This is a genomic window from Rhizobium sp. PEPV16, from assembly GCF_008919455.1.
GTDB lineage: Bacteria > Pseudomonadota > Alphaproteobacteria > Rhizobiales > Rhizobiaceae > Rhizobium > Rhizobium leguminosarum_Q.
In genome coordinates, this window is the sequence record NZ_VSZV01000285.1 from 1 (window position 1) to 24,467 (window position 24,467).

At 61.4% G+C, this 24,467-nt stretch carries 22 protein-coding genes; 16 read left to right on the forward strand and 6 right to left on the reverse strand.

Annotated elements, in window-relative coordinates; genetic code table 11:
* The 4 genes from FY112_RS13260 to preA all read left to right on the forward strand — a co-directional run.
* On the forward strand, window positions 1–559 hold a 559-nt coding region (locus FY112_RS13260; protein WP_151518550.1), incomplete at its 5' end, for a response regulator.
* A gap of 192 nt (window positions 560–751) precedes the next feature.
* Window positions 752–1,747, forward strand: coding sequence for an HWE histidine kinase domain-containing protein (locus FY112_RS13265; RefSeq protein WP_181018208.1), 996 nt, complete (start codon window positions 752–754; stop codon window positions 1,745–1,747).
* 408 nt (window positions 1,748–2,155) lie between these two features.
* The gene (locus FY112_RS13270) at window positions 2,156–3,517 is read left to right on the forward strand and encodes an NAD(P)-dependent oxidoreductase (RefSeq protein ID WP_131629787.1); all 1,362 of its coding nucleotides are present in this window, start codon (window positions 2,156–2,158) and stop codon (window positions 3,515–3,517) included.
* Window positions 3,518–3,532: 15 nt separating this feature from the next.
* On the forward strand, window positions 3,533–4,846 hold the full coding sequence (gene preA / locus FY112_RS13275) for an NAD-dependent dihydropyrimidine dehydrogenase subunit PreA (protein ID WP_003542260.1): 1,314 nt from the start codon (window positions 3,533–3,535) through the stop codon (window positions 4,844–4,846).
* A gap of 105 nt (window positions 4,847–4,951) precedes the next feature.
* Here the strand turns inward: preA and prfH are convergent, their stop codons facing one another.
* The 3 genes from prfH to ftrA all read right to left on the reverse strand — a co-directional run bounded on the left by prfH (window position 4,952) and on the right by ftrA (window position 7,978).
* Window positions 4,952–5,566 carry a peptide chain release factor H gene (prfH, locus tag FY112_RS13280; protein ID WP_131719161.1) on the reverse strand — a complete coding sequence of 205 codons (615 nt, stop codon included), beginning with the start codon at window positions 5,564–5,566 and terminating at the stop codon, window positions 4,952–4,954.
* Window positions 5,553–6,743: an RNA ligase RtcB family protein gene (locus FY112_RS13285; protein WP_231283236.1), complete on the reverse strand. Its 1,191-nt coding sequence runs from the start codon at window positions 6,741–6,743 to the stop codon at window positions 5,553–5,555. Before FY112_RS13285 ends, prfH begins: the two co-directional genes overlap by 14 nt.
* Window positions 6,744–6,976: 233 nt before the next feature.
* Window positions 6,977–7,978, reverse strand: a complete 1,002-nt coding sequence (gene ftrA / locus FY112_RS13290) for a transcriptional regulator FtrA (RefSeq protein ID WP_151518551.1) — start codon at window positions 7,976–7,978, stop codon at window positions 6,977–6,979.
* A 68-nt stretch (window positions 7,979–8,046) separates the two neighbouring features.
* Here ftrA and FY112_RS13295 point away from each other — a divergent pair, with 68 nt between their 5' ends.
* Window positions 8,047–8,457 carry a rhodanese-like domain-containing protein gene (locus tag FY112_RS13295; RefSeq protein ID WP_151518552.1) on the forward strand — a complete coding sequence of 137 codons (411 nt, stop codon included), beginning with the start codon at window positions 8,047–8,049 and terminating at the stop codon, window positions 8,455–8,457.
* Between the two features lie 57 nt (window positions 8,458–8,514).
* On the opposite strand, the gene FY112_RS13300 is transcribed toward FY112_RS13295, so the two are convergent.
* Window positions 8,515–9,537: an NAD(P)-dependent alcohol dehydrogenase gene (locus FY112_RS13300; protein ID WP_151518553.1), complete on the reverse strand. Its 1,023-nt coding sequence runs from the start codon at window positions 9,535–9,537 to the stop codon at window positions 8,515–8,517.
* Between the two features lie 102 nt (window positions 9,538–9,639).
* Between FY112_RS13300 and FY112_RS13305 the strand changes: the two genes are divergently transcribed.
* The 3 genes from FY112_RS13305 to FY112_RS13315 all read left to right on the forward strand — a co-directional run bounded on the left by FY112_RS13305 (window position 9,640) and on the right by FY112_RS13315 (window position 13,781).
* Window positions 9,640–10,539 (forward strand): LysR family transcriptional regulator, encoded by a 900-nt coding sequence (locus tag FY112_RS13305; RefSeq protein WP_151518554.1) that lies wholly within the window; start codon window positions 9,640–9,642, stop codon window positions 10,537–10,539.
* 141 nt (window positions 10,540–10,680) lie between these two features.
* On the forward strand, window positions 10,681–11,217 hold the full coding sequence (locus tag FY112_RS13310; protein ID WP_077979082.1) for a biliverdin-producing heme oxygenase: 537 nt from the start codon (window positions 10,681–10,683) through the stop codon (window positions 11,215–11,217).
* Window positions 11,214–13,781 (forward strand): HWE histidine kinase domain-containing protein, encoded by a 2,568-nt coding sequence (locus FY112_RS13315; protein ID WP_151518555.1) that lies wholly within the window; start codon window positions 11,214–11,216, stop codon window positions 13,779–13,781. Before FY112_RS13310 ends, FY112_RS13315 begins: the two co-directional genes overlap by 4 nt.
* A 4-nt stretch (window positions 13,782–13,785) precedes the next feature.
* On the opposite strand, the gene FY112_RS13320 is transcribed toward FY112_RS13315, so the two are convergent.
* On the reverse strand, window positions 13,786–14,436 hold the full coding sequence (locus tag FY112_RS13320; protein WP_077979084.1) for a TetR family transcriptional regulator C-terminal domain-containing protein: 651 nt from the start codon (window positions 14,434–14,436) through the stop codon (window positions 13,786–13,788).
* Window positions 14,437–14,738: 302 nt separating this feature from the next.
* On the opposite strand from FY112_RS13320, the gene FY112_RS13325 reads away from it, so the two are divergent.
* Genes FY112_RS13325 through hydA form a run of 3 tightly spaced genes read left to right on the forward strand, consistent with a single transcriptional unit; the run spans window position 14,739 to window position 18,085 of the window.
* Window positions 14,739–15,992 (forward strand): Zn-dependent hydrolase, encoded by a 1,254-nt coding sequence (locus FY112_RS13325; protein ID WP_077979085.1) that lies wholly within the window; start codon window positions 14,739–14,741, stop codon window positions 15,990–15,992.
* Window positions 15,992–16,597 carry a hypothetical protein gene (locus tag FY112_RS13330; protein ID WP_151518556.1) on the forward strand — a complete coding sequence of 202 codons (606 nt, stop codon included), beginning with the start codon at window positions 15,992–15,994 and terminating at the stop codon, window positions 16,595–16,597. The genes FY112_RS13325 and FY112_RS13330 overlap by 1 nt, the downstream gene beginning before the upstream one ends.
* A 33-nt stretch (window positions 16,598–16,630) precedes the next feature.
* Window positions 16,631–18,085: a dihydropyrimidinase gene (hydA, locus tag FY112_RS13335; protein ID WP_151518557.1), complete on the forward strand. Its 1,455-nt coding sequence runs from the start codon at window positions 16,631–16,633 to the stop codon at window positions 18,083–18,085.
* A 58-nt stretch (window positions 18,086–18,143) separates the two neighbouring features.
* On the opposite strand, the gene FY112_RS13340 is transcribed toward hydA, so the two are convergent.
* Window positions 18,144–18,557, reverse strand: coding sequence for a cupin domain-containing protein (locus tag FY112_RS13340; protein WP_003542280.1), 414 nt, complete (start codon window positions 18,555–18,557; stop codon window positions 18,144–18,146).
* A 94-nt stretch (window positions 18,558–18,651) separates the two neighbouring features.
* Here FY112_RS13340 and FY112_RS13345 point away from each other — a divergent pair, with 94 nt between their 5' ends.
* The 5 genes from FY112_RS13345 (at window position 18,652) to FY112_RS13370 (ending at window position 24,451) form a co-directional block, all read left to right on the forward strand.
* Window positions 18,652–19,437, forward strand: a complete 786-nt coding sequence (locus tag FY112_RS13345; RefSeq protein ID WP_017961729.1) for an ABC transporter ATP-binding protein — start codon at window positions 18,652–18,654, stop codon at window positions 19,435–19,437.
* A 234-nt stretch (window positions 19,438–19,671) separates the two neighbouring features.
* A complete protein-coding gene (locus FY112_RS13355) occupies window positions 19,672–20,601 on the forward strand; it encodes an ABC transporter permease (RefSeq protein ID WP_094087570.1) in 930 nt (309 codons plus the stop codon).
* Window positions 20,598–21,725, forward strand: coding sequence for an ABC transporter permease (locus FY112_RS13360; RefSeq protein ID WP_131619563.1), 1,128 nt, complete (start codon window positions 20,598–20,600; stop codon window positions 21,723–21,725). Before FY112_RS13355 ends, FY112_RS13360 begins: the two co-directional genes overlap by 4 nt.
* A 58-nt stretch (window positions 21,726–21,783) precedes the next feature.
* A complete protein-coding gene (locus FY112_RS13365; RefSeq protein ID WP_017961732.1) occupies window positions 21,784–22,755 on the forward strand; it encodes an ABC transporter substrate-binding protein in 972 nt (323 codons plus the stop codon).
* A 505-nt stretch (window positions 22,756–23,260) separates the two neighbouring features.
* Window positions 23,261–24,451 carry an efflux RND transporter periplasmic adaptor subunit gene (locus tag FY112_RS13370; RefSeq protein ID WP_131707799.1) on the forward strand — a complete coding sequence of 397 codons (1,191 nt, stop codon included), beginning with the start codon at window positions 23,261–23,263 and terminating at the stop codon, window positions 24,449–24,451.
* Window positions 24,452–24,467: the final 16 nt, after the last annotated feature.

Genomic DNA, 24,467 nt, shown 5'->3' on the forward strand with positions numbered 1-24,467 from the left:
CTGGGAGCAGCGCGCCACGCTGAACCTTTCCAAGGTTTCCCCACGCGCCCGGCAGGCCTTCCTGCTCGCCTCCGTGGAGAATTTCCGCGTCGCAGAAATCGCCGAAATCCTGGAAACTGAAGAACAGGATGTCATGAAGCTGCTCGACGTCGCGTCGCAGGAGATTTCCCGTCAGGTCGCAACCGATATCATGATCATCGAGGACGAACCGCTGATCGCCATGGATATCGAGCAGATGGTCGAGAGCCTCGGCCATCGCGTCACCGGCATTGCCCGTACGCATGCCGAGGCCGTGGCGCTCTACAACAAGACCAAGCCGAGCATGGTGCTGGCCGACATCCAGCTTGCCGATGGCAGCTCCGGTATCGACGCAGTCAACGACATCCTCAAGACGTCGAGCGTGCCGGTGATCTTCATCACCGCCTTCCCGGAACGGCTTCTGACCGGCGAGCGCCCGGAACCGACTTTCCTTGTCACCAAGCCGTTCAATCCCGACATGGTCAAGGCATTGATCAGCCAAGCTCTTTTTTTCAATGAATCGACCAGAGTAGCCGCCTGAGACGCAATTTTCCGGCCTTCGGAACCAAATCGCCAAAGCAGGCGTTCCGGTGCTACCGGGACGCTCCGGTGGCTTTAACGGTTGTTGCAGCGCTTTGTTCTAGAGTTGGCAGGCGGTGTCTGGAAGGGCGCTCCCTTCAGCGACGTTCAAGATGTCACAAGGAAAGGCGGCCGAGTGAATACGACTGAACCATTGTCCGGCATGCCTTTTACCTTCGAAGGCAAAGCCGCAATGATGGAACGCGCGCTCGGCAGCGCCGGGATTTCGATCCTATGCCAGGACGCCCGACTGTCGATTTTCTACGCCGAAAATCTGCCTCCGCATTTTGCAGCACTCTTTGCGCCCGGCAGCAGCGATGCTGTCCTCTTTGGCGATGCGCACGGCCGATATCTGACGGCCCTGAAGCACAAGGTGCTGGAAACCGGCATTCCCAACAATGCCGAGGTCGAGATCGACGTCGACGGCGAACGGCGCACTTATGAACTGAAGATCCAGCGCACCGACGGACGCGGCGAACATGGACTTCTGTCCGTCATGGCTGAAGTCACCGAAAGCCGGCATCGCGAAAAAGTTCTGAAATCGCTGCTGCGCGAACTCTCACACCGTTCGAAGAACCTTCTCGCCATAATCCAGGGCATCGCCACCCAGACGGCCCGCAACACGCTCTCTCTCGACAGCTTCCTCCTCAAATTCCGCGGACGGCTGCAATCGCTTTCCAACTCGCAGGACCTGATTACGGATTCGAGCTGGCGCGGCGCCTATCTCTTCGAACTCGCCGAAAAGCAGTTTGCTCCCTATTGGCCGGAGACGGCCGGCTCCATGCCGATCTATGGCATCAACGCTCACCTGACGCCGAATGCCGCCGTGCATCTCGGGCTTGCCCTCCATGAACTCATCGTCAACTCTGCCTCCTTCGGCGCGATATCAGGCGGCGCCGCCTCCATCACGCTGAATTGCCGTGAAGCCATGATCAACGACCGGAAGGCGATCGAAGTCGCCTGGGCGGAAGTTCTGCATGATCAGGCAGAAGTCCACGAATTCAGCGACAACAGCTTCGGCCGCACAGTGCTGGAGCGTGTCGTGCCTTCGTCGGTCAACGGCAAGGCGGAGTTGAACCTCGTTCCCGGCCGCATCGAGTACCGTCTGACCATTCCGGAAACCGAATTCGAGATCTTCAAGCGAGTGTGAAAGCCCTGGAGACAGCCTTAAACGGAAAAACAGCCGGTGCGAGGGCGGCGCACCGGCTGTCTTCACTCACCGGGAGGGGACCGTGAGTACGTCCGGATAGTGGGTTGGGGGCGCGCATGTTGGGTCGATGCGATCACCATCCGGATAACGCAATAACGGCGACATCAAACTTTGGTTCCCTGCCATCCAAAAAAAATTCGGCTTTTTTGAATCTTTTTTCGGATGCCCTTCCCTCGTCGCGCGCTCAGCCGTTTCACCGATGCAGACCGATTAAATTCTTCCAGTAAAAACAGTGGATTGCTTGCGGGATTACACGCAAAAATCGTCAAAATTTTACCGTTTGATAAATTTTTAAACCTGAGTTACGCTTTCCCTCACAGGCCGTTTACCAATAATGAGGGAACTTCAATGGAACGACTGGAAACCGGGATTCATCCCGGCCGGCTTTCGCCCGCCGAGTATGAGGCTAATTTTTCCGATCTTCATCCGCGCCTCGATAATCATGAGGCGCTGGTCGCCGCTGACCGCTGTTATTTCTGTTATGACGCGCCATGCATGACGGCCTGTCCCACCTCGATCGACATTCCGCTGTTCATCCGCCAGATTTCGACCGGCAATCCAATCGGCTCGGCAAAGACGATCTTCGACCAGAACATCCTCGGCGGCATGTGCGCCCGCGTCTGTCCCACCGAAGAACTCTGTGAACAGGCCTGTGTGCGCAACACGGCTGAAGAGCGGCCGGTCGAGATCGGCCGCCTGCAGCGTTATGCGACCGATGCCGCCATGCAGGCGGGCCGGCAGTTCTATGCCAGAGCCGAACCGAGCGGAAAGACGATCGCCGTTGTCGGCGCAGGCCCGGCCGGCCTTGCCGCCGCCCATCGCCTGGCAGTGAACGGCCATTCCGTCGTCATCTATGATGCCAGGGAAAAATCCGGCGGTCTCAACGAATACGGGATCGCCACTTACAAGACCGTCGACGACTTCGCCCAGAAGGAAGTCGATTACGTCCTTTCGATCGGCGGCATCGAGGTTCGGCATGGGCAGCGTCTCGGCCGCGATTTCTCGCTTTCCGATCTGCAGGCGCAATATGAGGGCGTCTTCCTCGGTATCGGCCTTGCCGGCGTCAACGCGCTGCACATCGAGGGCGAAAACCTTGCAGGCGTCGACGACGCCGTCGATTTCATCGCCGCACTCCGCCAGGCCGAAGACAAAAGCGACATCGCCATCGGCCGCCGCGTCGTCGTCCTTGGCGGCGGCATGACGGCGATCGACGCTGCCGTGCAGGCAAAGCTGCTCGGCGCCGAGGAGGTGACGATCTGTTACCGCCGTGGCAAGGAGCACATGAACGCCTCCGAATTCGAACAGGATCTGGCGAGCTCCAAGGGCGTCATCATCCGCCACTGGCTGGCGCCGAAATCGATCCTGTCGCAGGACGGCAAAGTCGCCGCGATCGAAGTGGAATATACCAAAATCCTCGATGGCCGCCTCGTCGGCACCGGCGAAACCGGTGTGATTGCCGCCGACCAGATCTTCAAGGCGATCGGCCAGAGCTTTGACGCCTCTGGTCTCGGTTCGCTGCGCATGGAATCCGGCCGCATCGCTGTCGATGGCGAAGGCCATACCTCGCTCGACGGCGTCTGGGCAGGCGGCGACTGCGTCTTCGGCGGTGACGATCTCACGGTTTCGGCCGTCGCCCACGGTCGCGACGCGGCTGAATCCATCCATCGTGCCCTCACCGCAGCAGCCGCTCCGGCTGTCGCCGTCGCTTGAAGGGGAGAATGAACAATGGCTGATCTCCGTAATAATTTCGTCGGCATCAAATCCCCGAACCCGTTCTGGCTGGCGTCTGCGCCGCCGACCGACAAGGCCTACAATGTCGAGCGCGCCTTCAAGGCCGGCTGGGGCGGCGTGGTCTGGAAGACGCTGGGCGAGGAAGGCCCGCCCGTCGTCAACGTCAACGGCCCGCGCTACGGCGCGATCTGGGGCGCCGACCGCCGCCTGCTCGGTCTGAACAATATCGAGCTCATCACCGACCGCGACCTCTATACCAACCTGCGGGAAATGAAGCAGGTGAAGATGAACTGGCCGGACCGGGCACTGATCGCCTCGATCATGGTTCCCTGCGAGGAAGAGGCCTGGAAGGCGATCCTGCCGTTGGTGGAAGAGACCGGCGCCGACGGCATCGAGCTCAATTTCGGCTGTCCGCACGGCATGTCCGAGCGCGGCATGGGCTCGGCCGTCGGCCAGGTGCCTGAGTATATCGAGATGGTGGTGCGCTGGTGCAAGCAGTACACCCGCATGCCTGTTATCACCAAGCTGACGCCCAACATTAGCGATATCCGCCGCCCGGCCCGCGCCGCCAAGGCCGGCGGTACCGATGCCGTGTCGCTGATCAACACGATCAATTCGATCGTCTCCGTCGATCTCGATAACTTCGCCCCCAACCCGACGGTCGGCGGCAAGGGTAGCCATGGCGGTTATTGCGGCCCGGCGGTGAAGCCGATTGCGCTCAACATGGTGGCCGAGATCGCTCGTGATCCCGAAACTTACGGTCTGCCGATCTCGGGCATCGGCGGCATCACCACCTGGCGGGACGCTGCTGAATTCCTCGTTCTCGGCGCCGGCAACGTCCAGGTCTGCACGGCGGCGATGACCTACGGCTTCAAGATCGTCCAGGAGATGATCACGGGCCTTTCCGACTGGATGGACGAAAAGGGCCACCGTAGTCTCGACGACATTACCGGCCGCGCCGTGCCCAACGTCACCGACTGGCAATATCTGAACCTCAACTACATCGCCAAGGCGAAGATCGACCAGGACGCCTGCATCAAATGCGGCCGCTGCTACATCGCCTGCGAGGACACCTCGCATCAGGCGATCACCAACTTCGTCGACGGCGCTCGCCATTTCGAAGTGATGGACGAGGAATGCGTCGGCTGCAATCTCTGCGTCAGCGTCTGCCCGGTCGAGAACTGCATCACCATGGAGCAGCTTCCTGCCGGCACCCTCGACAAACGCACCGGCCGCGTCGTCGACCCGAACTATGCCAACTGGACCACACACCCGAACAACCCGATGGCCCGCCAGGCGGCAGAATAAAAATTCGCGACACCGCCGCAATCCTCGGCGGGTCATGACCAGCGAAATCGGCGCCCTTCATGAAGGGCGCCGTTGTTGTTTGTGGTCGGGCCACGCTATTCCCGACTACAGCTTGAAGGTTTTGACCTCGTTGCCGCGCTCGATGGTCCGGTTGGCGATGAAGCGCCCGGATTTGGCGGCCTCCTGCTTCTCCGCCTCGATATGGCGCAGCATCGCCTCAAGGCGCCGGAGCGCTAGGGCTTTGTTGCGGTGCTGGGAACGCTCGTCGCGCGCCGTCGCGACGAGACCGGTCGGCCGATGCAGGACACGAACCGCACTGTCGGTCGTATTCTGATGCTGCCCGCCCGGTCCGCCGGCCCTCAGTGTCTCGAAACGCAGGTCGGCTGGATCGATCGTCACCTCGCCGCCTTCCGGTTTGGTATCGATACGTTGAACCGAGACGTACCAGTTCTGCCGTTTGTGACCCGGACGCACCTGGCTCCGGAAGGTGAAGCGGATCGTGCCGCAATAATCACTGGCAATCTGCTCCGCCTCGAAACCATTGAGGCTGACGATCGCTGACTTCGCACCGTGCTGATCCGGCATCGGGCCAAGGCTGGTCTCGAAAGAGCAGCGGAGCCGAACAGCCTCCTGTTCGAGGATGCGGAGAAGCGCTGACAGCGCCATGCGGCATTCTACCGGGCCGTTGCCTGCGGTAATGAGAAGATCAATAGCGCTCATGGCCACGTCCTCCTTCCCTGCGATATTCAGGTTTTCGCCGGCGCTGCTCAACCTCCGCTTCATCAACCGCCTTCTTGAAGGTGACAAGCGGCCGAAAGCTGGCAAGCCTCACGACCAGGCTCTCATTTTCCAGATCGGTCACCACCTGCCCGGCATCCTTGTATGCGGACGCCGCCTCCTCGACGACAAGGGAGCGATCGTCGCAGATGGCGATACCGCCCCAGGAATTGCGCAAGAGCTGTTCTCGTTCGGAGCGATTGCGGCCGACACGCCCGTGCATGGTGGCGCGGTCATATTTGCGACCGGCCCCGTGAGAGATGCCGTCCAGCGAACGGGCAACGCCAGCGGTCGGACGAACCACATAACTGAGGCTCGCTCGAGATCCCGCAATCGGCGCAAGTTCGCCGGCTACGACCGCTGCCGCACCCTTGTAGTGCACAAACCCACGATCGGACGGGCGAACGAGATTGTGCGGTACGTCGGCGATGAGACGCAGATCGGCATGAAGCGCTGCGGCCGCCCGTTCTGCGATCAGTCGTCGGTTCAACGATGCCCAGGCAACGCACTGGTCGTGCCGCATAAGCCAGGCGGCGCCGGCCTCCGAACCGGGATCAAGACCGGCTGCGAGCCCCGAATGAGCGGCCACCATCGCCGAGAATATGGTGGCGCCAAGAGAGCGCGAACCGGAATGAACCAGCAGATAGAGCTCCTGATCATCGAGACCGTCGGCAGATCCGCCTCCGGCGAGATCCTCCACAGCCTGCAACTCGCAGAAATGATTGCCGCCGCCGATCGTGCCGAGAGCACCGGGTGTGAGATCGGTCGACAGGCCTGCCTCCGCGAGAAGTTCCGCCGCATTTCCGATCGCCTGCGCTTCAAACCGGCGAAGCCGCTCCGCCGCCCTGTCGATCTTCAGTTTGCGCAACGGAAGATCCAGGCCGAAGAGCGACATGCCGCAGCCGATATCGTTGCCGATCAGCAGCGGGTGCAACTGAGAGGACAACAGTGCCACGCCGGTCGCACCATATTTGCCGGGGTGCAGATCCGGAAAGGCGGCGATCTCCAGAACGCCCGGCAGGCGGGACATTTCGTCAAGCTGATCTAAAGCGGCGCCTTCGATCCAGGCGCTATCGGAAAAGAAACGATTGATGAGTGCCGGATGTGCCGACGACGTCATCGGGGAGCTTCCGCTCCCAATGGAATTGCCCATGATAATGAACTCTGGATATGAGTGGTCTTTCATCGCCAAAAACGGCGATATTCAACCGGCATTCATCGACCCGTTGGCCGAGTTAAGCCGAAACCCTCTCGGGGCGTGCTGAGATATTCGTCATCGTGGCGCTCCCTTTCCAGAAACATCGAGAGCGCCCGTTTAGGTGAAATGGCAAAGAAATGCAAGCCGGAGATGCTCTAACCGCCGAATGACTTCCGATAGGCATTGGGGCTCGTCCCGAGCCGCCTGCGGAAATGATGCCGCATCGTCGCCAGTGTTCCAAAGCCGCTGGCGGCAGCGATATCGTCGAGCGAAACAGCAAGTTCCTTCTCCAGCAGATCGCGGGCATGCCGCAGCCGCTCCTTCAGCAGCCATTCGCCGACGCTGAGGCCCGTCGTCGCTTCGAAACGCCGTTGGAAGGTGCGCATGCTCATGCCCGCTCTCTTGGCAAGCAGGCTGATTGGCTGGTCCTCGCAAAGGCTTTCGCGCATCCATTCGATCAGCGGCCCGAGGCGGATGCCCTCGCGTTCCTCGGGAACCGGCGCGTGAATGAACTGCGCCTGTCCGCCTTCGCGGTGCGGCGGCATGACGAGACGTCTTGCCACGCTGTTTGCGGCTTCCGAACCGAAATCGCCGCGCACCACATGCAGGCAGAGATCGATGCCGGCAGCACTGCCCGCCGCCGTCAGCAGGCTGCCCTCGTCCATGTAAAGAACGTCGGCATCGAGCGTAATGTCGGGATAACGCGCGGCGATCGAGGCGACATAACGCCAATGCGTCGTCGCCCTGCGGTTCGTCAGCAGACCCGACCCGGCAAGAACCGCAACACCCGAGCAAAGCGACATGATCCTTGCGCCGCGTTTATGCGCGGCCTTGAGCGCTGAAGCCAGCGGCTCGGGAACGGCGGCATCGATCGACCGCCAACCCGGCACGACGATCAGGTCCGCTTCGTCAAGCACTTCCAGTCCCTTGTCGACTGCGACCGTCAGCCCTCCCGCAGCGCGAAGCGGACCCGTTTCGATGCCGCAGACCGAGAAACGATACCAGCCTTCGCCCATTTCCGGGCGTGGCAGGCCGAAGACTTCGTAGGCGATGCCGAATTCGAAGGTGCAGAGCCCGTCATAGGCAAGCGCGGCGACCAGCGGTCCTTTGGTCTGCTGTGGCGATGAGTTTGGCATGATCTTTACGCTGTCAGTCATGATGGCCAATTTCGCACAGCTCTAGCATCGGCGATACCAGGCGGCAACTTCAGAAAAAGGAAAAACCGATGCCAAGCGCCGTTTCCCAAATACCTGCTGCAGCTCCGGATGCTGCCGTCGCTCACTTTGCCGCCAAGCTTGCCTTCGAAACCGATTGCTCCGACGTGCATGCCGCCTTTGCGGCCGGCAAAGTCGATTTCGTTCTCCTCGACGTGCGCTCGCCGCAGCTCTTCGCAGAGTCCCACATTCCCGGAGCGATCAACCTGCCGCACGGCAAGATGACGGCGCACCGCATGTCGACATGGGCAAGCGATGCACTCTTCGTCGTCTATTGCGCCGGTCCGCACTGCAACGGCGCCGACAAGGCTGCCTTCCGCCTCGCCAATCTCGGCCTTCAGACCAAGCTGATGATCGGCGGCATGACCGGCTGGGCCGATGAAGGCTTCGCCTTCGAACAGGGCGTCCCTGCTGCCGCCTGATGGCCTCCCGTCTCCCCCTACAATTATTGCAGCGGGGAGAAGGGAAAATCGCGACGGTCAGAACTCGACGACCACCTTGCCGAAAGGCCCGCGATAGAGGTGATCGAGCGCCTCAGGGAATTCGTCGAAGGCATAACGCTTGTCGATCACAGGCTTCAGCCCGGTCTGGTCGATTGCCCGCACCAGATCTTCAAGCGCGCGGCGGTGGCCGACGGCAATGCCCTGCACGACTGGCGCCTTGAGCAGGAACGGGCCGGCCGGACCGGAAACCTCGAATCCCTCGAACACGCCGATAACGGAAATGCGGCCATTGATCGCCACCGCCTTCAGCGCCTGGCCGAGATGTGGGCCGCCGACGATCTCAAGCACGTGATCGGCGCCATAGCCGCCGGTCAACTGATAAAGTTGTTCCACCCAGTCGCCCTCATGGCGGTTGATCGTATGATCGGCGCCGAGAGCAACGGCGCGCTCGAGCTTCTCGGCGCTGCCTGATGTGATGAAGACCTCCGCGCCATGCGCCTTGGCGATCTGCAGACCGAAGAGCGCCACCCCGCCGGTGCCTTGTACTAGCACCTTGTCGCCGGCTTTCAGACCGCCGCGTTCGATCAGGGCGAACCAGGCAGTCAGTCCGGCGCAGGGCAAGGTGCTCGCCTGCGCCGCATCGAGCGTATCAGGCGCGCGTGAATACCATTCCTCCGATAGCACGGTGTATTGCGAGAGGACGCCGGGATAGAAGCCGCCGCGCGTCTTGTAAGGTGGCGTGCGCGCATCGCCCAAGCCGCGTCCGTCAATCCAGTCGGGCGAAAACGTCGAGATGACCCGATCGCCCGGCTTGAAACGGCTGACATCGGGTCCGACTGCCTCGACGACCCCTGCCATGTCCGAAGCTGGCACGAAGGGAAATTGCAGCGGCAACCCCATGCCGCTCTCCATCAGCAACCGATCGCGGAAATTGAGCGAGACGGCTTCCGTCCGGACCAGAACCCTGTTTCCCGAAACCGGTTCGAGCCTCCGCTCCCCGATCGTCAGCTGGCGCTCCGGCCCTACCGCGTCGATCTGCCATTGCCGTGTTGTCTGCATTGTCTTGCTCCTTGTCTATTGCAGGGAGCGCAAAACATATCGTTGAATATTTCGCACCAGTTGCGATATTTATTCTCCAGAATGGTTCCAAAGAGGAAACAAATGGAACAGCTGAAAGGTATCTCGATCTTTGTCGAAGCCGTCGAGGCCGGTGGCTTCTCGGCTGCCGCCGAGCGGCTCCATCTCACGCGTTCGGCCGTCGGCAAAACCATCGCACGGCTGGAACAGCGTCTCGGCGTGCGCCTCTTCAACCGTACGACACGCATGCAGAGCCTTACCGAGGAAGGCCGCTTCTTCTACGAGCGCTGCCTGCGAGCGGTGGAGGAAATCCGCCTCGGGGAAGCGATGCTGGAATCCGGAAGGCGTGATGTGCGCGGCCGATTGCGCATCTCGATGCCCGTGCTTTTCGGCCGCCACTGCATCGCGCCGGTCCTCGCACGCCTGCTCGATGAACATCCGAACCTCGAACTCGACCTTTCCTTCAACGACCGTATCGTCGATCTGCTGGAGGACGGGTTCGATCTTGTCATCCGCAACGGGCCGCTGAAGGACAATCCGGATCTGATGGCCCGGGCGATCGCCCGCCAGCGCATGACCGTCTGCGCATCGCCCGCCTATCTGGAAAAACATGGTTCGCCGCAAACCGTCTTCGATATTCCCCGGCATGAGGGCATCGTCTATAGGCGGGGCGATGATGACAAGGGCTGGATCTTTCCGACTGCAGCCGATCCCGGGCGGCGGATGCCGCCAAAGGCGCGGCTGCGGCTCGACGACCTTGCTTCGATTTCCGATGCGGCCGTCGCCGGGCGCGGACTTGCCTGGCTCCCCTGCTGGCTGGTCCGCGGGGAGGTGCTGGCAGGCCGGCTCATTCAGGTGTTGAAGCAGGAACCGGCCAATGTCTTCGATGCCCATGCCGTTTGGCTGCGCTCTCCGGTCATGCTGCCGAAGGTGCGGCTCGCGATCGATACGCTCGCCGCAGGACTGCCGGCAATGATGGGCTGAAGCGCTCGCCACGCGTCTGCGAGCGACGAGAAACCCATGTAATTCCTATACGTTTCCCTGGAAATCACCCGATGCAGCAGTATATCCGATAGTTCACCGTCCGTTGTGGACGACCGCCATATCACTCGGAACACGGTCAGCATGTCACTTCGCAGCGCTCTCCGCGCACAAACTGCAGATTGCCACGCCGCGGTCGACGCTCTCTTCGGCAGTTTCAATCTCTCACGCACCCAGGATTACAAGGCATTCCTGCGCGCGCATGCCCAGGTCGTACCATCAGTCGAACATGCGCTTGAGGAAGCCGGGATCGCTCGCCTGCTGCCCAACTGGTCGGAACGAAGGCGCGCTCACCTGCTCGCTGCCGACATTAGGGAACTCGGCGATCGATTGCCCGCGCCCCTTCCTCAACCCGCCTTGCATTGCGAAGCAGCGGTCTGGGGTGCTGCCTATGTCCTGGAAGGCTCCAAGCTCGGCGGCGCGCTGCTCGCCAAGGCCGTGCCTGATCATTTGCCCAGCAGCTACCTGACCCCCCAAGGCCCGAAGGGCGCCATGCGGCTCTTCATGGATCGTCTTGACGCGAGCAAGGTGGACGATCCCGGCGCTGCCGTCACGGCCGCTCGCAATGTCTTCGATCTCTTCCTAAAAGCGGGGCAACTCACGCTGGAAACCGTGCCATGAGCGGCACGCACGAACCTGTCGATCTCACCAACTGCGACCGTGAACCGATCCACCAGCTTGGATCGGTTCAACCTTTCGGCTTTCTCCTGGCGATATCCTCAGACTGGATTGTCACCCGCGCCTCCGCAAATCTGGTGGAGTTTCTCGATGTTGCGCAGGCCGACGCGATCGGCCGTCCCGTTGTTTCGCTGATCACACCCGAAGCACTCCACGCCGTCCGCAACAAGCTTACCACGCTGCGCGGTCCCGACGTCGCCGAGCGCATTTTCGGCATTGCCCTGATGCCCGATCAAAACAGGTTCGACATTGCCCTGCACCTGAACGGAGGTGAGGTCATCATCGAAGGCGAGCGCTGCCAGGATGACCGGCGCGACGCCGCTTCGCTCTCCATGCGCAGCATGATGTCCCGCCTCGACCACACGGAAACACTGGAGGCTTTCTTCCGCGAAGGTGCAAGACAGGCGCGCGCCTTGACTGGCTTCGATCGGGTCATGGTTTATCGTTTCGACGAAGGCGGTTCCGGCGAAGTGGTGGCGGAAGCCGCCCGGGCCGGCATCGGCTCGTTTCTCGGGCTGCACTATCCGGCTTCCGACATTCCGGTGCAGGCGCGCGCGCTTTATCTGCGCAACCTGTTCCGCATCATTGCCGATGTCGACGCCGTCCCGGTCCCGATCCTGCCGCAACGCGACGAGCACGGCCAGCCGCTCGACCTCTCCATGTCGGTATTGCGTTCTGTTTCGCCGATCCACATCGAATATCTGAAAAACATGGGCGTCGGCGCTTCGCTCTCCATATCGATCGTCGTGGACGGTAAGCTCTGGGGCCTATTTGCCTGCCATCATTACGGCCCGCGTCTGCCTTCGGCCCAAAGCCGCTCCACTGCCGAACTCTTCGGTCAGATGTTTGCGTCGCGTCTTGAAAGCCGCGAACGGCGGCTGGCTCTCGACTACGAGACCAAGGCGCGCCGCATCGCCGACCGGCTTCTCACCTCCGTGGCAGACAATGCGAACCTGCTCGACGATCCGGCCTGGCTGATTGAGGCGCTCGCCGATGCCATTCCTGCTGACGGGATCGGCGTCTGGATCAACGGCCGGCTGGCACTCGCCGGCATCGGGCCGAATGAGAGAAGTTTCGCAGCCCTCGTCCGCCACCTCAACCGTAGCGCTGCCGGCCGAATCTATGCCGTGGACAGGCTCTCAGAAACCTATCCGGACCTTGAGGTCGACGATGCGGTGGCAGGCATGCTCGCCATCCCGATCTCGCGTTCGCCGCGCGATTATGTCGTGCTTTTCCGTCAGGAATTGGTGCGCACCGTCCGCTGGGGCGGCGACCCACACAAGCCGGTGGAATACGGGCCGAACGGCCCGAGGCTGACGCCGCGCAAGAGTTTCGAAGCCTGGTCGGAACTGGTGCGCGGCCGCTCCCTTCCTTTCACGGACGCCGAGCGCCGTGTCGCCGAAACCATCCGCGTCACACTGATCGAAGTGGTGTTGCGCCTCACCGACGAGGTCAGCATGGCGCGCCAGACGGCAAACGAGCGCCAGGAACTGCTGATTGCCGAGCTGAACCACCGCGTCCGCAACATATTGAGCCTCATCACCGGCATTATCCGGCAGTCGCAGGCAACGTCGGTCGGCCTTGGCGACTACATTCGCCAGCTCGAGGGCCGCATCCAGTCACTCGCCCGCGCCCATGACCAGATCACCCGCGATCACTGGGCGCCCGCTTCGCTTCGGCAATTGCTGCTCGCAGAGACCGCCGCCTATCTCGGGAAAAACGCGCAACGCATCCAGATGAGCGGCGAGGATGTGCTGCTGGAACCGCAGGCCTTTTCCACCGCCGCCCTTGTTTTCCATGAGCTGATGACCAATAGCGCCAAATATGGCAGCCTTTCCGGAATTGGCAGCGGCACCGTCCAACTCGGCTGGCATCGCGACGACGAGGGCAATCTGCGCATTAGCTGGCGCGAAAAGAATGGTCCACCCGTCGTCGAACCCAAACGCCATGGCTTCGGTTCGACGATCATCCGCCGCTCGATCCCCTATGACCTTGGCGGCAAAGCCGAGGTCCGCTACGCCAAGGATGGGCTCGAGGCCGATTTCTCCATCCCCGCGCGACATGTCGTCGGCCCCACGAGCGAACGATCAAATCCGGCTCCGCTCGGAACGACCGAACCCAAGACCAATCCCGACGATCAGCCGCTTTTCGGCCTGAACGTACTGCTGGTGGAAAACAATCTGATCATCGCCATGGATGGCGAGGACATCCTGCGCCGCCTGGGCGCCGACGTGGCTACGGCGCCAAGTGTCACTGAGGCGATGGAAATTCTGGCAGGCCAGTCCTTCGATCTGGCGCTTCTCGATGTCAATCTTGGCGATGAGACGAGTTTCGGAATTGCCGACCGGCTGGCTGCCGAAGGCGTGCCCTTCGTTTTTGCCACGGGCTATGGGGAGGGCATCGCCCAGGCCAACAGCCACTCGGACGCGCCCGTGCTACAGAAGCCTTATACGATGGAAGGCATGACGGATATTCTTGCTCGGGTGCCGCTTCCAAGAAGAGGGTAAACCCTCACGCCTCCAGGGGATCCGGTCGCAGGCCGCCGATGAAGAGCTGTTCCAGAAACCGCGCCGCATCCTCGAAGCGCCCTTCGCCCGAATGTTCCTGCCCCAGCACGGCACGCACCTGAACGTCGAAATCCGCGTAATGCTGCGTTGTCGACCAGATGGAGAAGATCAGGTGATAGGGATCGCATTTGACGATCTTGCCTGATTTCGCCCAGGCGCGGATGACCTCCGCCTTCTCGTCGACCAATTCCTTCAGCGGTCCCTTCAGCTCGTCCTCGATATGCGGCGCGCCCTGCAGCACCTCGTTGGCGAAAAGCCGGCTCTCGCGCGGAAAATCGCGGGCCATCTCCAGCTTGCGGCGGATGTAGCTGCGGATTTCCGCCTCCGGATTGCCTTCGGCGTCGAAGGCCCGCAACGGCTCCAGCCAGGTGTAGAGCACCCGGTCGATCAGAGCCCGGTGCATGGCTTCCTTGGTGCGGAAATAATAGAGCAGGTTGGGTTTCGACATGCCCGCCACTTCGGCGATCTGGTCAATGGTCGAGCCGCGAAAGCCGCTTGCCGAAAACACGTCGAGGGCCGCTTCCAGGATCTGCTCTTCCTTCTCCTCCTGGATTCGCGTCCGCCTCAGGGTTTTCGCTGCTCTCGGTATGGTCACAGGCTGTTATTTCCCCTTGAAATTCAACTTCTTCGCTCAAGTTTAGACCGGAAACGTTCCCCGCCGCTTTCTTGAGCAACTGCCCGTATTTTTATCGGCAATTTTCGTGATTTTCGTCTTGAGCCCGGCGGTGGAAGTTGTAATGTTTACCAATCGGTCAAATTATCCGCCAGATGCAAAGCAAAGGCAACTGACGATTTTCCGGCGCTCGACAAAACCAATAAGGGAGCGCAGGAAAGGACCACGGGAACAGGCGGGCATGACCTTTGCATGACTGCCGCAAACAGGTGAGGGCATACAAAATGGTGGCAGCACCAGGCGAGAACATGCGCGTCAATGGCGACCGTCTCTGGGACAGTCTCATGGACATGGCAAAAATCGGCCCCGGCATAGCCGGCGGCAACAACCGCCAGACACTGACGGATGCCGATGCGCAAGGCCGCAGCCTTTTCAAAAAATGGTGCGACGATGCCGGTTTGACGATGGGTGTCGACCGGATGGGGACGATGTTCGCCACCCGCCCCGGTACCGATCCCGATGCCTTGCCGGTCTATGTCGGCTCGCATCTCGACACCCAGCCGACCGGCGGCAAATATGACGGTGTGCTCGGCGTGCTCGCAGCCCTCGAAGTCGTGCGCACCATGAACGATCTCGGCATCAAGACCAAACATCCGATCGTCGTCACCAACTGGACCAACGAGGAAGGCGCGCGTTTTGCCCCTGCGATGCTGGCGTCAGGCGTCTTCGCCGGCGTGCACAGCCTGGATTTTGCCTATAATCGCAGGGATCCCGAGGGCAATCTGTTCGGCGACGAACTGAAGCGCATCGGCTGGGTTGGCGACGAAGAGGTCGGCGCCCGCAAGATGCACGCCTATTTCGAATATCACATCGAGCAGGGACCGATCCTCGAAGCCGAGGAAAAGCAGATCGGCGTCGTCACCCATTGCCAGGGCCTCTGGTGGCTGGAATTCACGCTGACCGGCAAGGAAGCCCATACCGGCTCGACGCCGATGAACCTGCGCGTCAATGCCGGTCTCGCCATGGCCCGCATTCTGGAAATGGTCCAGGACGTGGCGATGGGTGAACAGCCAGGCGCCGTCGGCGGTGTCGGCCAAGTCTTCTTCTCTCCGAATTCCCGTAACGTACTACCCGGCAAGGTCGTCTTCACCGTCGACATCCGCTCTCCCGACAAGGAGAAGCTCGACCGCATGCGGGCAAAGATCGAGGCGAAGGCGCCTGAGATCACCGACGCACTCGGTGTCGGCTGTTCCATCGAGGCGATCGGCCATTTCGAGCCGATCACCTTCGATCCGAAACTGGTCACGTCGGTGCGCGACGCCGCCGAGCGGCTCGGCTACAGCCACATGAACATCATCTCCGGCGCCGGCCACGACGCCTGCTGGGCCGCCAAGGTCGCGCCGGCAACGATGGTCATGTGCCCATGCGTCGGCGGCCTCTCGCACAATGAGGCGGAAGAGATCTCAAAGGAATGGGCGATGGCGGGAGCCGATGTGCTGTTCCATGCGGTGGTCGAGACGGCGGAGATCGTGGTGTGATGGCATCAGATTTGCCAACCACTTATCTCGATTATCCTGATATCTTTAAGCTCGAAACTCAGCGAACTGCCGACGACCTCGCGTGGGCCACCGCCAATGTGACGCCAGTGAACGAAGGTCCGTGGGACGACATCCCTGGCGTGCAGATCTTCTACATTGGCATCAACACGGCAGGCGAGCGGATCAAGCTTCCGCAAATATCGAGCTTTTGGCGATATAAACCTTCTGGTGTTCAGCTGGCCAAGTCAGATGACCGCGACCCAGATGCGCTCCACCAAACCTACTATATCTATGGGCCTGGGCCCGGTGTCGTTCGCATCGAACTTGGCCCTTCCACGCCTGGCATACTGATCGAACGTCCCAAGGACAGCCAACCCGTACAGTCAACCGGGCTGATCGACGGCAAGGATTTTTACTTTCGCGAATGCGATGGCATTTGGTCCTTGTCGGTGGGTGGCATTGACGTCCTTGAGCAGCCCGACTGGTATTACGAAGAGAAGCGCAACAAGCCGAATGAGTTGAGTGAGGAGGCCGTCTACAGCCTTATCGCCAAGGGTGCGGCGCTCTTTAGAAACGGCACGCCCACGATGGCAGTGGAGCCGTAAGTCAATAAGATCGCAGGGAAAGGAACAGCAGCCATGACCACAGTCATCACGAACGGCACCATCGTCACCGCCGACCTGACCTATAAGGCTGACGTGAAAATCGACGGCGGCAAGATCGTCGAGATTGGTCCGAACCTCTCGGGCGACGAGACGCTGGATGCCACCGGCTGTTATGTCATGCCGGGCGGCATCGATCCGCACACCCACCTCGAAATGCCCTTCATGGGCACCTATTCTTCCGACGATTTCGAGAGCGGTACGCGCGCCGCCCTTTCCGGCGGCACGACCATGGTGGTCGATTTCGCCCTGCCCGCCCCCGGCCAGTCGCTGCTCGAGGCGCTGACCATGTGGGACAACAAATCGACTCGCGCCAACTGCGATTATTCCTTCCACATGGCGGTCACCTGGTGGAGCGAGCAGGTCTTCAAGGAGATGGAGACCATCGTCCGCGACAAGGGCATCAACACCTTCAAGCACTTCATGGCCTACAAGGGCGCGCTGATGGTCGACGATGATGAGATGTTCGCCTCCTTCCAGCGCTGCGCCGAACTCGGCGCCCTGCCGCTGGTGCACGCCGAAAACGGCGACGTCGTCGCCTCGATGTCGGCAAAGCTGCTCGCCGAGGGCAATAACGGCCCCGAGGCGCATGCTTATTCCCGGCCCGCCGAAGTGGAAGGTGAGGCCACCAACCGCGCCATCATGATCGCCGACATGGCCGGCTGCCCGGTCTATATCGTCCACACCTCCTGCGAACAGGCGCACGAGGCGATCCGCCGCGCCCGTGCCAAAGGCATGCGCGTCTATGGCGAACCGCTGATCCAGCACCTGACGCTCGACGAGAGCGAATATTCCAATCCCGACTGGGATCACGCGGCCCGCCGGGTGATGTCGCCGCCATTCCGCAACAAGCAGCATCAGGACTCGCTTTGGGCAGGGCTTGCCTCCGGTTCGCTGCAGGTGGTCGCCACCGACCATTGCGCCTTCACCACGGCGCAGAAGCGCTTCGGGCTCGGCGACTTCACCAAGATCCCGAACGGCACCGGCGGCCTCGAAGACCGCATGCCGATGCTCTGGACCCACGGCGTCAACACTGGCCGGCTGACGATGAACGAATTCGTCGCCGTCACCTCGACCAACATAGCCAAGATCCTCAACATCTATCCGAAGAAGGGCGCGATCCTTGTCGGCGCCGATGCCGACATCGTCGTGTGGGACGCGCAACGTTCCAAGACCATCTCGTCCAAGGCCCAGCAGTCGGCGATCGACTACAACGTCTTCGAAGGCAAGGAAGTGACCGGCCTGCCGCGCTATACGCTGACGCGCGGCGTTGTCGCAATCGAGGAAAACACCATCAAGACCCGCGAGGGCCACGGCGAATTCGTCAGGCGCGAGCCGGTCACGGCTGTCAGCAAGGCGCTTTCACAGTGGAAGGACATCACCGCGCCGCGCAAGGTGACGCGTAGCGGCATTCCGGCAAGCGGCGTATGACGATGGCGCATGACGATACGGCCATCAACCGGGGACCGCTGCCTCTATGCCAATGACCTCACGCCGGCACCAAAGCGTCCAACTCCGGCAGAAGCACGACGCTTTCCTGCTCGTTCGGATCGGTGCGGGCGATGATCGCCGTGCACGGCGTGCTGCTGAGGTTTGCCGGCAGGTGCGGCACGCCGGCCGGGATATAGAAAAGTTCGCCGGCATGGACGATGACGTGATGCTCCAGCCGGTCTCCGTACCAGGTATGGGCCTCGCCGGAGAGCATGTAGATCGCCGTCTCGTGCGCCTCGTGCAGATGCGCCTTGGCGCGTACACCCGGCGGGATTGTCAGGAGGTGCATGCAGATGCCCTTGGCGCCGACCGTCTCGGCCGCGACCCCCTGGAAATAGCTGAGCCCCTGCTTGCCGTCATAGGCATGATTGGGGCGAACGATGTGGCAGGTGGGCTTTGATGTCACGTCCATCCTCATCCTCCATGGAGTGTGTCGTCGATAAAACCGGCGGTAATGATAGCACTCAAACCGCGTTCCCGCGGCGAAAACAAGACTGGTCGCATTGATGCAAACACCCTCCGTCGTATCCGCCAAGGATCTCTGTCTCACCTACCAGGCAAATGACGGCCCGGTGCGTGCACTGAGCAATGTCAATCTCGATGTCCGCAAGGGCGATTTCGTCTCTTTCATCGGCCCGTCGGGCTGCGGCAAGACCACGTTCCTGCGTGTCATCGCCGATCTCGAGAAGAGCACGTCTGGTGAGATCTCGATCAACGGCATGACACCGGAAGAGGCTCGCAAGGCACGCGCCTACGGCTATGTCTTCCAGGCGCCGGCGCTCTATCCCTGGCGCACCATCGAAAACAACATCGCCCTGCCGCTGGAGATCATGGGCTATTCCGGCGCCGACCGGACGCGGCGCATCGCCGAAGCGCTCGATCTGGTCAGTCTTTCGGGCTTCGAGAAGAAATTCCCCTGGCAGCTTTCCGGCGGCATGCAGCAGCGCGCCTCAATCGCCCGTGCGCTCGCCTTCGATGCCGACCTGCTGCTGATGGACGAGCCCTTCGGCGCCCTGGACGAGATCGTCCGCGACCATCTGAACGAAGAGCTGCTGAAACTCTGGACCCGCACCAACAAGACGATCTGCTTCGTCACCCATTCCATCCCCGAGGCGGTCTATCTCTCGACCAAGATCGTGGTCATGTCTCCGCGCCCGGGCCGCGTGACCGATGTGATCGACTCGACCCTGCCGGCCGAACGCCCGCTGGACATCCGCGAAACCCCCGAGTTCCTGGAGATCGCCCATCGCGTCCGCGAAGGACTGAGGACGGGGCACAGCCATGAGGTTTAGGCGGTTGAGTTCGAGGGTTGCCCCCCTCTGCCCTGCCGGGCATCTCCCCCACAAGGGGGGAGATCGATATGCTGCACCGGCTTCCCCAAACAAGGATCGCCGTTCCGTTCGCTATAGAGCCAACTGGGAGCGACGCGCTATCCTCTTGCCGATCTCCCCCCTTGTGGGGGAGATGTCCGGCAGGACAGAGAGGGGTGGCAGCACACTCCATGCCAATACATGGGGGCGCCTCTTTTGAAACCCGACACCTTCAAGGACAAGATCGTCCCCGTCACCACCATCCTGCTGGCCCTCGTCGTCATCTGGTATGTCGCCGCCATACTGATGAACGCGCCGTTCCAGCGCGACATGGACGGCCGCGCGGGCGTCACACCTACGACCCTCGAATTCATTGGCAAGACGCTGGCGCAGCCGAAGCCGATCCTGCCGGCGCCGCATCAGGTGGCGCAGAACGTCTACGAAAACACCTTTCTGCGCAGCCTTTCGAGCAACCGCAGCCTCGTCTATCACAGCTGGGTAACGCTCTCCTCCACCCTGCTCGGCTTCGGCTTCGGCATGCTGCTCGGCATCCTTCTCGCCGTGCTGATCGTCCACAACCGCGCCATGGACCGCTCGCTGATGCCCTGGCTGGTGGCGAGCCAGACCATACCGATCCTCGCCATCGCGCCGATGATCGTTATCATCTCCTACAACGTACTGACCGGCGACAATGCCATTGCGCATCTGTTGAACCTCGATTCCGACGCCTCCCGCCTCGTCTCGAAAGCGCTGATCTCCACCTACCTCTCCTTCTTTCCGGTCGCCGTCGGCATGGTGAAGGGATTACGTTCGCCTGAGATCATGCATCTCGACTTGATGCGCACCTATTATGCCAGCCCAATGCAGACTTTCTGGAAGCTGCGCGTTCCAGCCTCGATTCCATTCCTCTTCACCTCGATGAAGGTCGCGATCGCCGCCAGCCTCGTCGGCGCCATCGTCGGCGAGCTGCCGACGGGTGCCGTCGCCGGCATCGGTTCGAAGCTGCTGGCCGGCTCCTATTACAGCCAGACTATCGATATCTGGGCCGCCCTCGTCGCCGGATCGCTGCTGGCGGGCATCCTGGTTGCGATTGTCGGCGTTGCAGCGAAGATCGTCGACCGCGCCATGGGCGGGAGGCCGGCATGAGACATCTGACCTTCTCCTGGCAGGGCGTGGTCGCCCTCCTCCTCTGCGTCGGGGCGCTGACGGCCCTGCCGTTCCTGGCCGAGGGCGCGGCGCGCGCCCTCACCGACGGCACGGCAAGCCTCATTTTCACCATCGTCATCGCGGCTGCCCTGTTGTCATTCGCACCGCAGCCGCCGGCCTATCGGGCCACCGTGCTGTTTATCGGCGCGCATGGCGCCGCCTGGATGCTGCTTTCGGCTCTTTCCGGCAACGAGGGCGCGGCGACGCGGGCTTTCTTCCTGCTGCTCTTAGCCTGCTGGCTGCTTGCCTGGCGATGCGTCACCGAACTGTCGAAACTGCAGCCCGTCACCACTTTCGGCAAGTCGGCGCTCCAGCTCCTGATCCCGGCGATCTTCGGCGCCTGGATCCTCATTCTCTGGGAAGCGGTCACGCGTGGCGCTGGCGTCCCCTTCATCCTGCTGCCGCCGCCGAGCGCCATCGGCGCGCGGTTCATGGCGTCGCTGCCCATCCTCGGCGCGGACGTCAGGCAGACGATCTTCAAGGCGGTGCTGATCGGTTATATCGTCGGCTGCCTCAGTGGCTTCGTCGTCGCGGTGCTCGCCGACCGCATCGCCTTCCTGCGCCGCGGCCTTCTGCCGATCGGCAACATGGTTTCGGCCCTGCCGATCATCGGCGTCGCCCCTGTCATGGTCATGTGGTTCGGCTTCGACTGGCCGTCAAAGGCCGCCGTCGTCATCATCATGACCTTCTTCCCGATGCTGGTGAATACCGTCGCCGGCCTTGCCGCCTCCGGCAGCATGGAGCGCGACCTGATGCGCACCTATGCCTCAGGCTATTGGCAGACGCTGTTGAAACTCAGGCTTCCGGCGGCAATGCCCTTCATTTTCAACGCACTGAAGATCAACTCGACGCTGGCGCTGATTGGTGCCATCGTTGCGGAATTCTTCGGGACACCGATCGTCGGCATGGGCTTCCGTATCTCCACCGAGATCGGCCGCATGAATGTCGACATGGTCTGGGCGGAAATCGCCGTCGCGGCGCTGGCCGGCTCGATCTTCTATGGCATCATCGCCCTGACCGAACGGGCGGTGACGTTCTGGCATCCGTCTATCCGTGGTGGCTAGGCGCGCGCGGGCTCCAGAAACGGGTCCGGGCATAACTTCAGAGGGTAAGGATAAGAAAATGAGAAAGTTGATGGTTGCAATGATGGCGAGCGCGATGTCGCTTGCAGCGGCCCATGCGATGGCCGCCGACAAGGTGGTGCTGCAGCTGAAATGGGTCACGCAGAGCCAGTTCGGCGGTTATTACGTCGCCAAGGACAAGGGCTTCTACAAGGAAGAAGGCCTCGACGTCGAGATCAAGCCGGGCGGTCCCGATATCGCTCCTGAGCAGGTGATCGCCGGCGGCGGCGCCGATGTCATCGTCGACTGGATGGGCGGTGCCCTGGTTGCCCGCGAAAAGGGCGTCCCGCTCGTCAACATCGCCCAGCCCTATCAGAAGTCGGGCCTGGAAATGGTCTGCCGCAAGGACGGCCCGGTCAAGACCGAAGCCGACTTCAAGGGCCACACGCTCGGCGTCTGGTTCTTCGGCAACGAGTATCCCTTCTTCGCCTGGATGAACAAGCTCGGCCTGTCGACCGAAGGCGGGCCGAACGGCGTCACAGTGCTGAAGCAGAGCTTCGATGTGCAGCCGCTCGTCCAGAAGCAGGCCGACTGCATCTCCGTCATGACCTATAACGAATACTGGCAGGCGATCGATGCCGGCTTCAAGCCGGAAGAACTGACGGTCTTCAACTACACTGAAATGGGCAACGACCTTCTCGAAGACGGCCTCTATGCGATGGAAGACAAGCTGAAAGACCCGGCCTTCAAGGAGAAGATGGTCAAGTTCGTCCGCGCTTCGATGAAGGGCTGGAAATATGCCACCGAGAATCCCGACGAAGCCGCCGAGATCGTCATGGACAATGGCGGCCAGGACGACAACCATCAGAAGCGCATGATGGGCGAAGTCGCCAAGCTGGTCGGCGACAGCTCCGGCAAGCTGGACGAGGCGCTCTATGCGCGCACGGCAAAGGCGCTGCTCGATCAGAAGATCATCAGCAAGGAGCCGTCAGGCGCCTGGACGCACGACATCACCGACGCCGCTTCCAAATAATTCGGCGAGATTGCGAAGCGAAACGCGCGGGAGATTTCCCGCGCGTTTCGTCTTTTTCTAGAGCATGATGCCAAAAAGTGTCCGCGGTATTCGGACGACATTCTCTATCTATTTGATTTAGACGCTGATTCAGATTTCCGGTCAGTCGGCCTTAAATCATCTGCATCCAGCAACCGAAAAAAATGCCTTGCAACTGTCGCATTTATCGGGCGTCAAACGTCTTAGGGATGAGCGTGATCAATCTTCGTAATGTTGACATAACCTTGCGGTGATTGATTGACTTCGGAATGGTAATTAATATCGCCTAATGGGGAATTGTTTTCTGCCGGACTTGTAGATCGAGCAAATCGATACCACCTACAAGCCGAATTTGCCGGCGAGGGATGAAGACGGCAAAGGATCGGCGGATACCTCTGAGAATGCAGGAAGGGCAGTGGCCTGATCGCGCGCTGAGTGGCAGACGCTCGAGTTCGGCCAACCTTATCATAAGATTGGACGAAGACGCATGGCACGCAAGCCGATTGGAATTCTAGGCGCCTCCACCCTTTTTGCGGCGGCTCTCGCCGCATCCGCCGCTTTTTCGCAGGAGACGCCGGTCGCAAAACCGCAGCAGAACCTGCCGGCGATCGTTGTCACCCAGGCGACGAACCGAACCCTCGTCGACCGCGTAATCGGCACGGGTACGGTCAAACCCGTCGAAGAAGTCTATATCCAACCGCAGGTCGAAGGCCTCTCTATCCGCACGCTGAAAGCCGATGTCGGCGACAAGGTGCAGGCGGAAAGCACGCTCGCCACGCTGAACGAGGACGCGCTGATCCTGGAGAAGAGCCAGATGCTGGCGACGAGAGCCAAGGGTGAGGCAAGCCTTGCCCAGTTACGCGCTCAGCTCATCGAGGCGCAGGCCAACGCCGAACAGGCAAGACAGCAGCAGGCCCGCGCCCAGGAAATGGGCAAGAAGGGTACGGTCTCCACCGCACAGGTCGAACAGGCCGATGCGACGGCCGCCGCAGCCAATGCCCGCGTATCTTCCGCCGAACAGGCGATCGAAGTTTCCGTAGCCGATCTCAAGGTCTTCGACAGCCAGATCGCCGATGCCGATCTGAAACTGGCACGCACCGATGTAAAGACGCCGGTCTCGGGCACGATCTCAGCGAAGAACGCCAAGGTCGGCGCCATCGCCGCCGGCAACGGCGACCCGCTCTTCACCATCATTCGTAACGGCGATATCGAACTCGTCGCCGAAGTCGCCGAAAGCGATATCGTGAGAGTCGTGGCCGGTCAGAAGGCTACGATTTCGCTCTCCGGCAGCCGCGAGAAACTGTCCGGCGCCGTGCGCCTGGTCTCGCCCACCGTCGATCCGGTCACCCGCCTCGGTCTCGTCCATATCTCCATCGACGACGACAGCAAGGCGCGCTCCGGCATGTATGGCAGCGCCGAGATCATCGTGCGCGAGACTGAGGGCGTCTCGCTTCCCCTGACCGCCGTGCTGACCAGCAACGAGGGCTCCTCTGCTCGCAGGGTCGAGGATGGCGTGGTGAAATACGCCAAGGTCGAGACCGGCATCCAGGACGGTGCCTATGTCGAGATCGTCAATGGATTGAAGACCGGCGACGAGGTCGTGGCCAAGGCGGGCGCCTATGTCCGCGACGGTGACCGCATCACTCCGGTGCGTGAACAGCTCCCGGCTTCCAACTAAAGAGACCATCCGATGA

What these genes read in the sequence shown, in the direction of transcription:
- FY112_RS13300 (WP_151518553.1), bottom strand. Translation starts at nt 9,537, where the DNA reads ATGCAGACAACACGGCAATGGCAGATCGACGCGGTAGGGCCGGAGCGC.
- preA (WP_003542260.1), top strand. Translation starts at nt 3,533, where the DNA reads ATGGCTGATCTCCGTAATAATTTCGTCGGCATCAAATCCCCGAACCCG.
- FY112_RS13345 (WP_017961729.1), top strand. Translation starts at nt 18,652, where the DNA reads ATGCAAACACCCTCCGTCGTATCCGCCAAGGATCTCTGTCTCACCTAC.
- FY112_RS13315 (WP_151518555.1), top strand. Translation starts at nt 11,214, where the DNA reads ATGAGCGGCACGCACGAACCTGTCGATCTCACCAACTGCGACCGTGAA.
- FY112_RS13270 (WP_131629787.1), top strand. Translation starts at nt 2,156, where the DNA reads ATGGAACGACTGGAAACCGGGATTCATCCCGGCCGGCTTTCGCCCGCC.
- hydA (WP_151518557.1), top strand. Translation starts at nt 16,631, where the DNA reads ATGACCACAGTCATCACGAACGGCACCATCGTCACCGCCGACCTGACC.
- prfH (WP_131719161.1), bottom strand. Translation starts at nt 5,566, where the DNA reads ATGAGCGCTATTGATCTTCTCATTACCGCAGGCAACGGCCCGGTAGAA.
- FY112_RS13340 (WP_003542280.1), bottom strand. Translation starts at nt 18,557, where the DNA reads ATGGACGTGACATCAAAGCCCACCTGCCACATCGTTCGCCCCAATCAT.
- FY112_RS13365 (WP_017961732.1), top strand. Translation starts at nt 21,784, where the DNA reads ATGAGAAAGTTGATGGTTGCAATGATGGCGAGCGCGATGTCGCTTGCA.
- FY112_RS13370 (WP_131707799.1), top strand. Translation starts at nt 23,261, where the DNA reads ATGGCACGCAAGCCGATTGGAATTCTAGGCGCCTCCACCCTTTTTGCG.
- FY112_RS13305 (WP_151518554.1), top strand. Translation starts at nt 9,640, where the DNA reads ATGGAACAGCTGAAAGGTATCTCGATCTTTGTCGAAGCCGTCGAGGCC.
- FY112_RS13310 (WP_077979082.1), top strand. Translation starts at nt 10,681, where the DNA reads ATGTCACTTCGCAGCGCTCTCCGCGCACAAACTGCAGATTGCCACGCC.
- FY112_RS13360 (WP_131619563.1), top strand. Translation starts at nt 20,598, where the DNA reads ATGAGACATCTGACCTTCTCCTGGCAGGGCGTGGTCGCCCTCCTCCTC.
- FY112_RS13295 (WP_151518552.1), top strand. Translation starts at nt 8,047, where the DNA reads ATGCCAAGCGCCGTTTCCCAAATACCTGCTGCAGCTCCGGATGCTGCC.
- ftrA (WP_151518551.1), bottom strand. Translation starts at nt 7,978, where the DNA reads ATGACTGACAGCGTAAAGATCATGCCAAACTCATCGCCACAGCAGACC.
- FY112_RS13330 (WP_151518556.1), top strand. Translation starts at nt 15,992, where the DNA reads ATGGCATCAGATTTGCCAACCACTTATCTCGATTATCCTGATATCTTT.
- FY112_RS13325 (WP_077979085.1), top strand. Translation starts at nt 14,739, where the DNA reads ATGGTGGCAGCACCAGGCGAGAACATGCGCGTCAATGGCGACCGTCTC.
- FY112_RS13285 (WP_231283236.1), bottom strand. Translation starts at nt 6,743, where the DNA reads ATGACGTCGTCGGCACATCCGGCACTCATCAATCGTTTCTTTTCCGAT.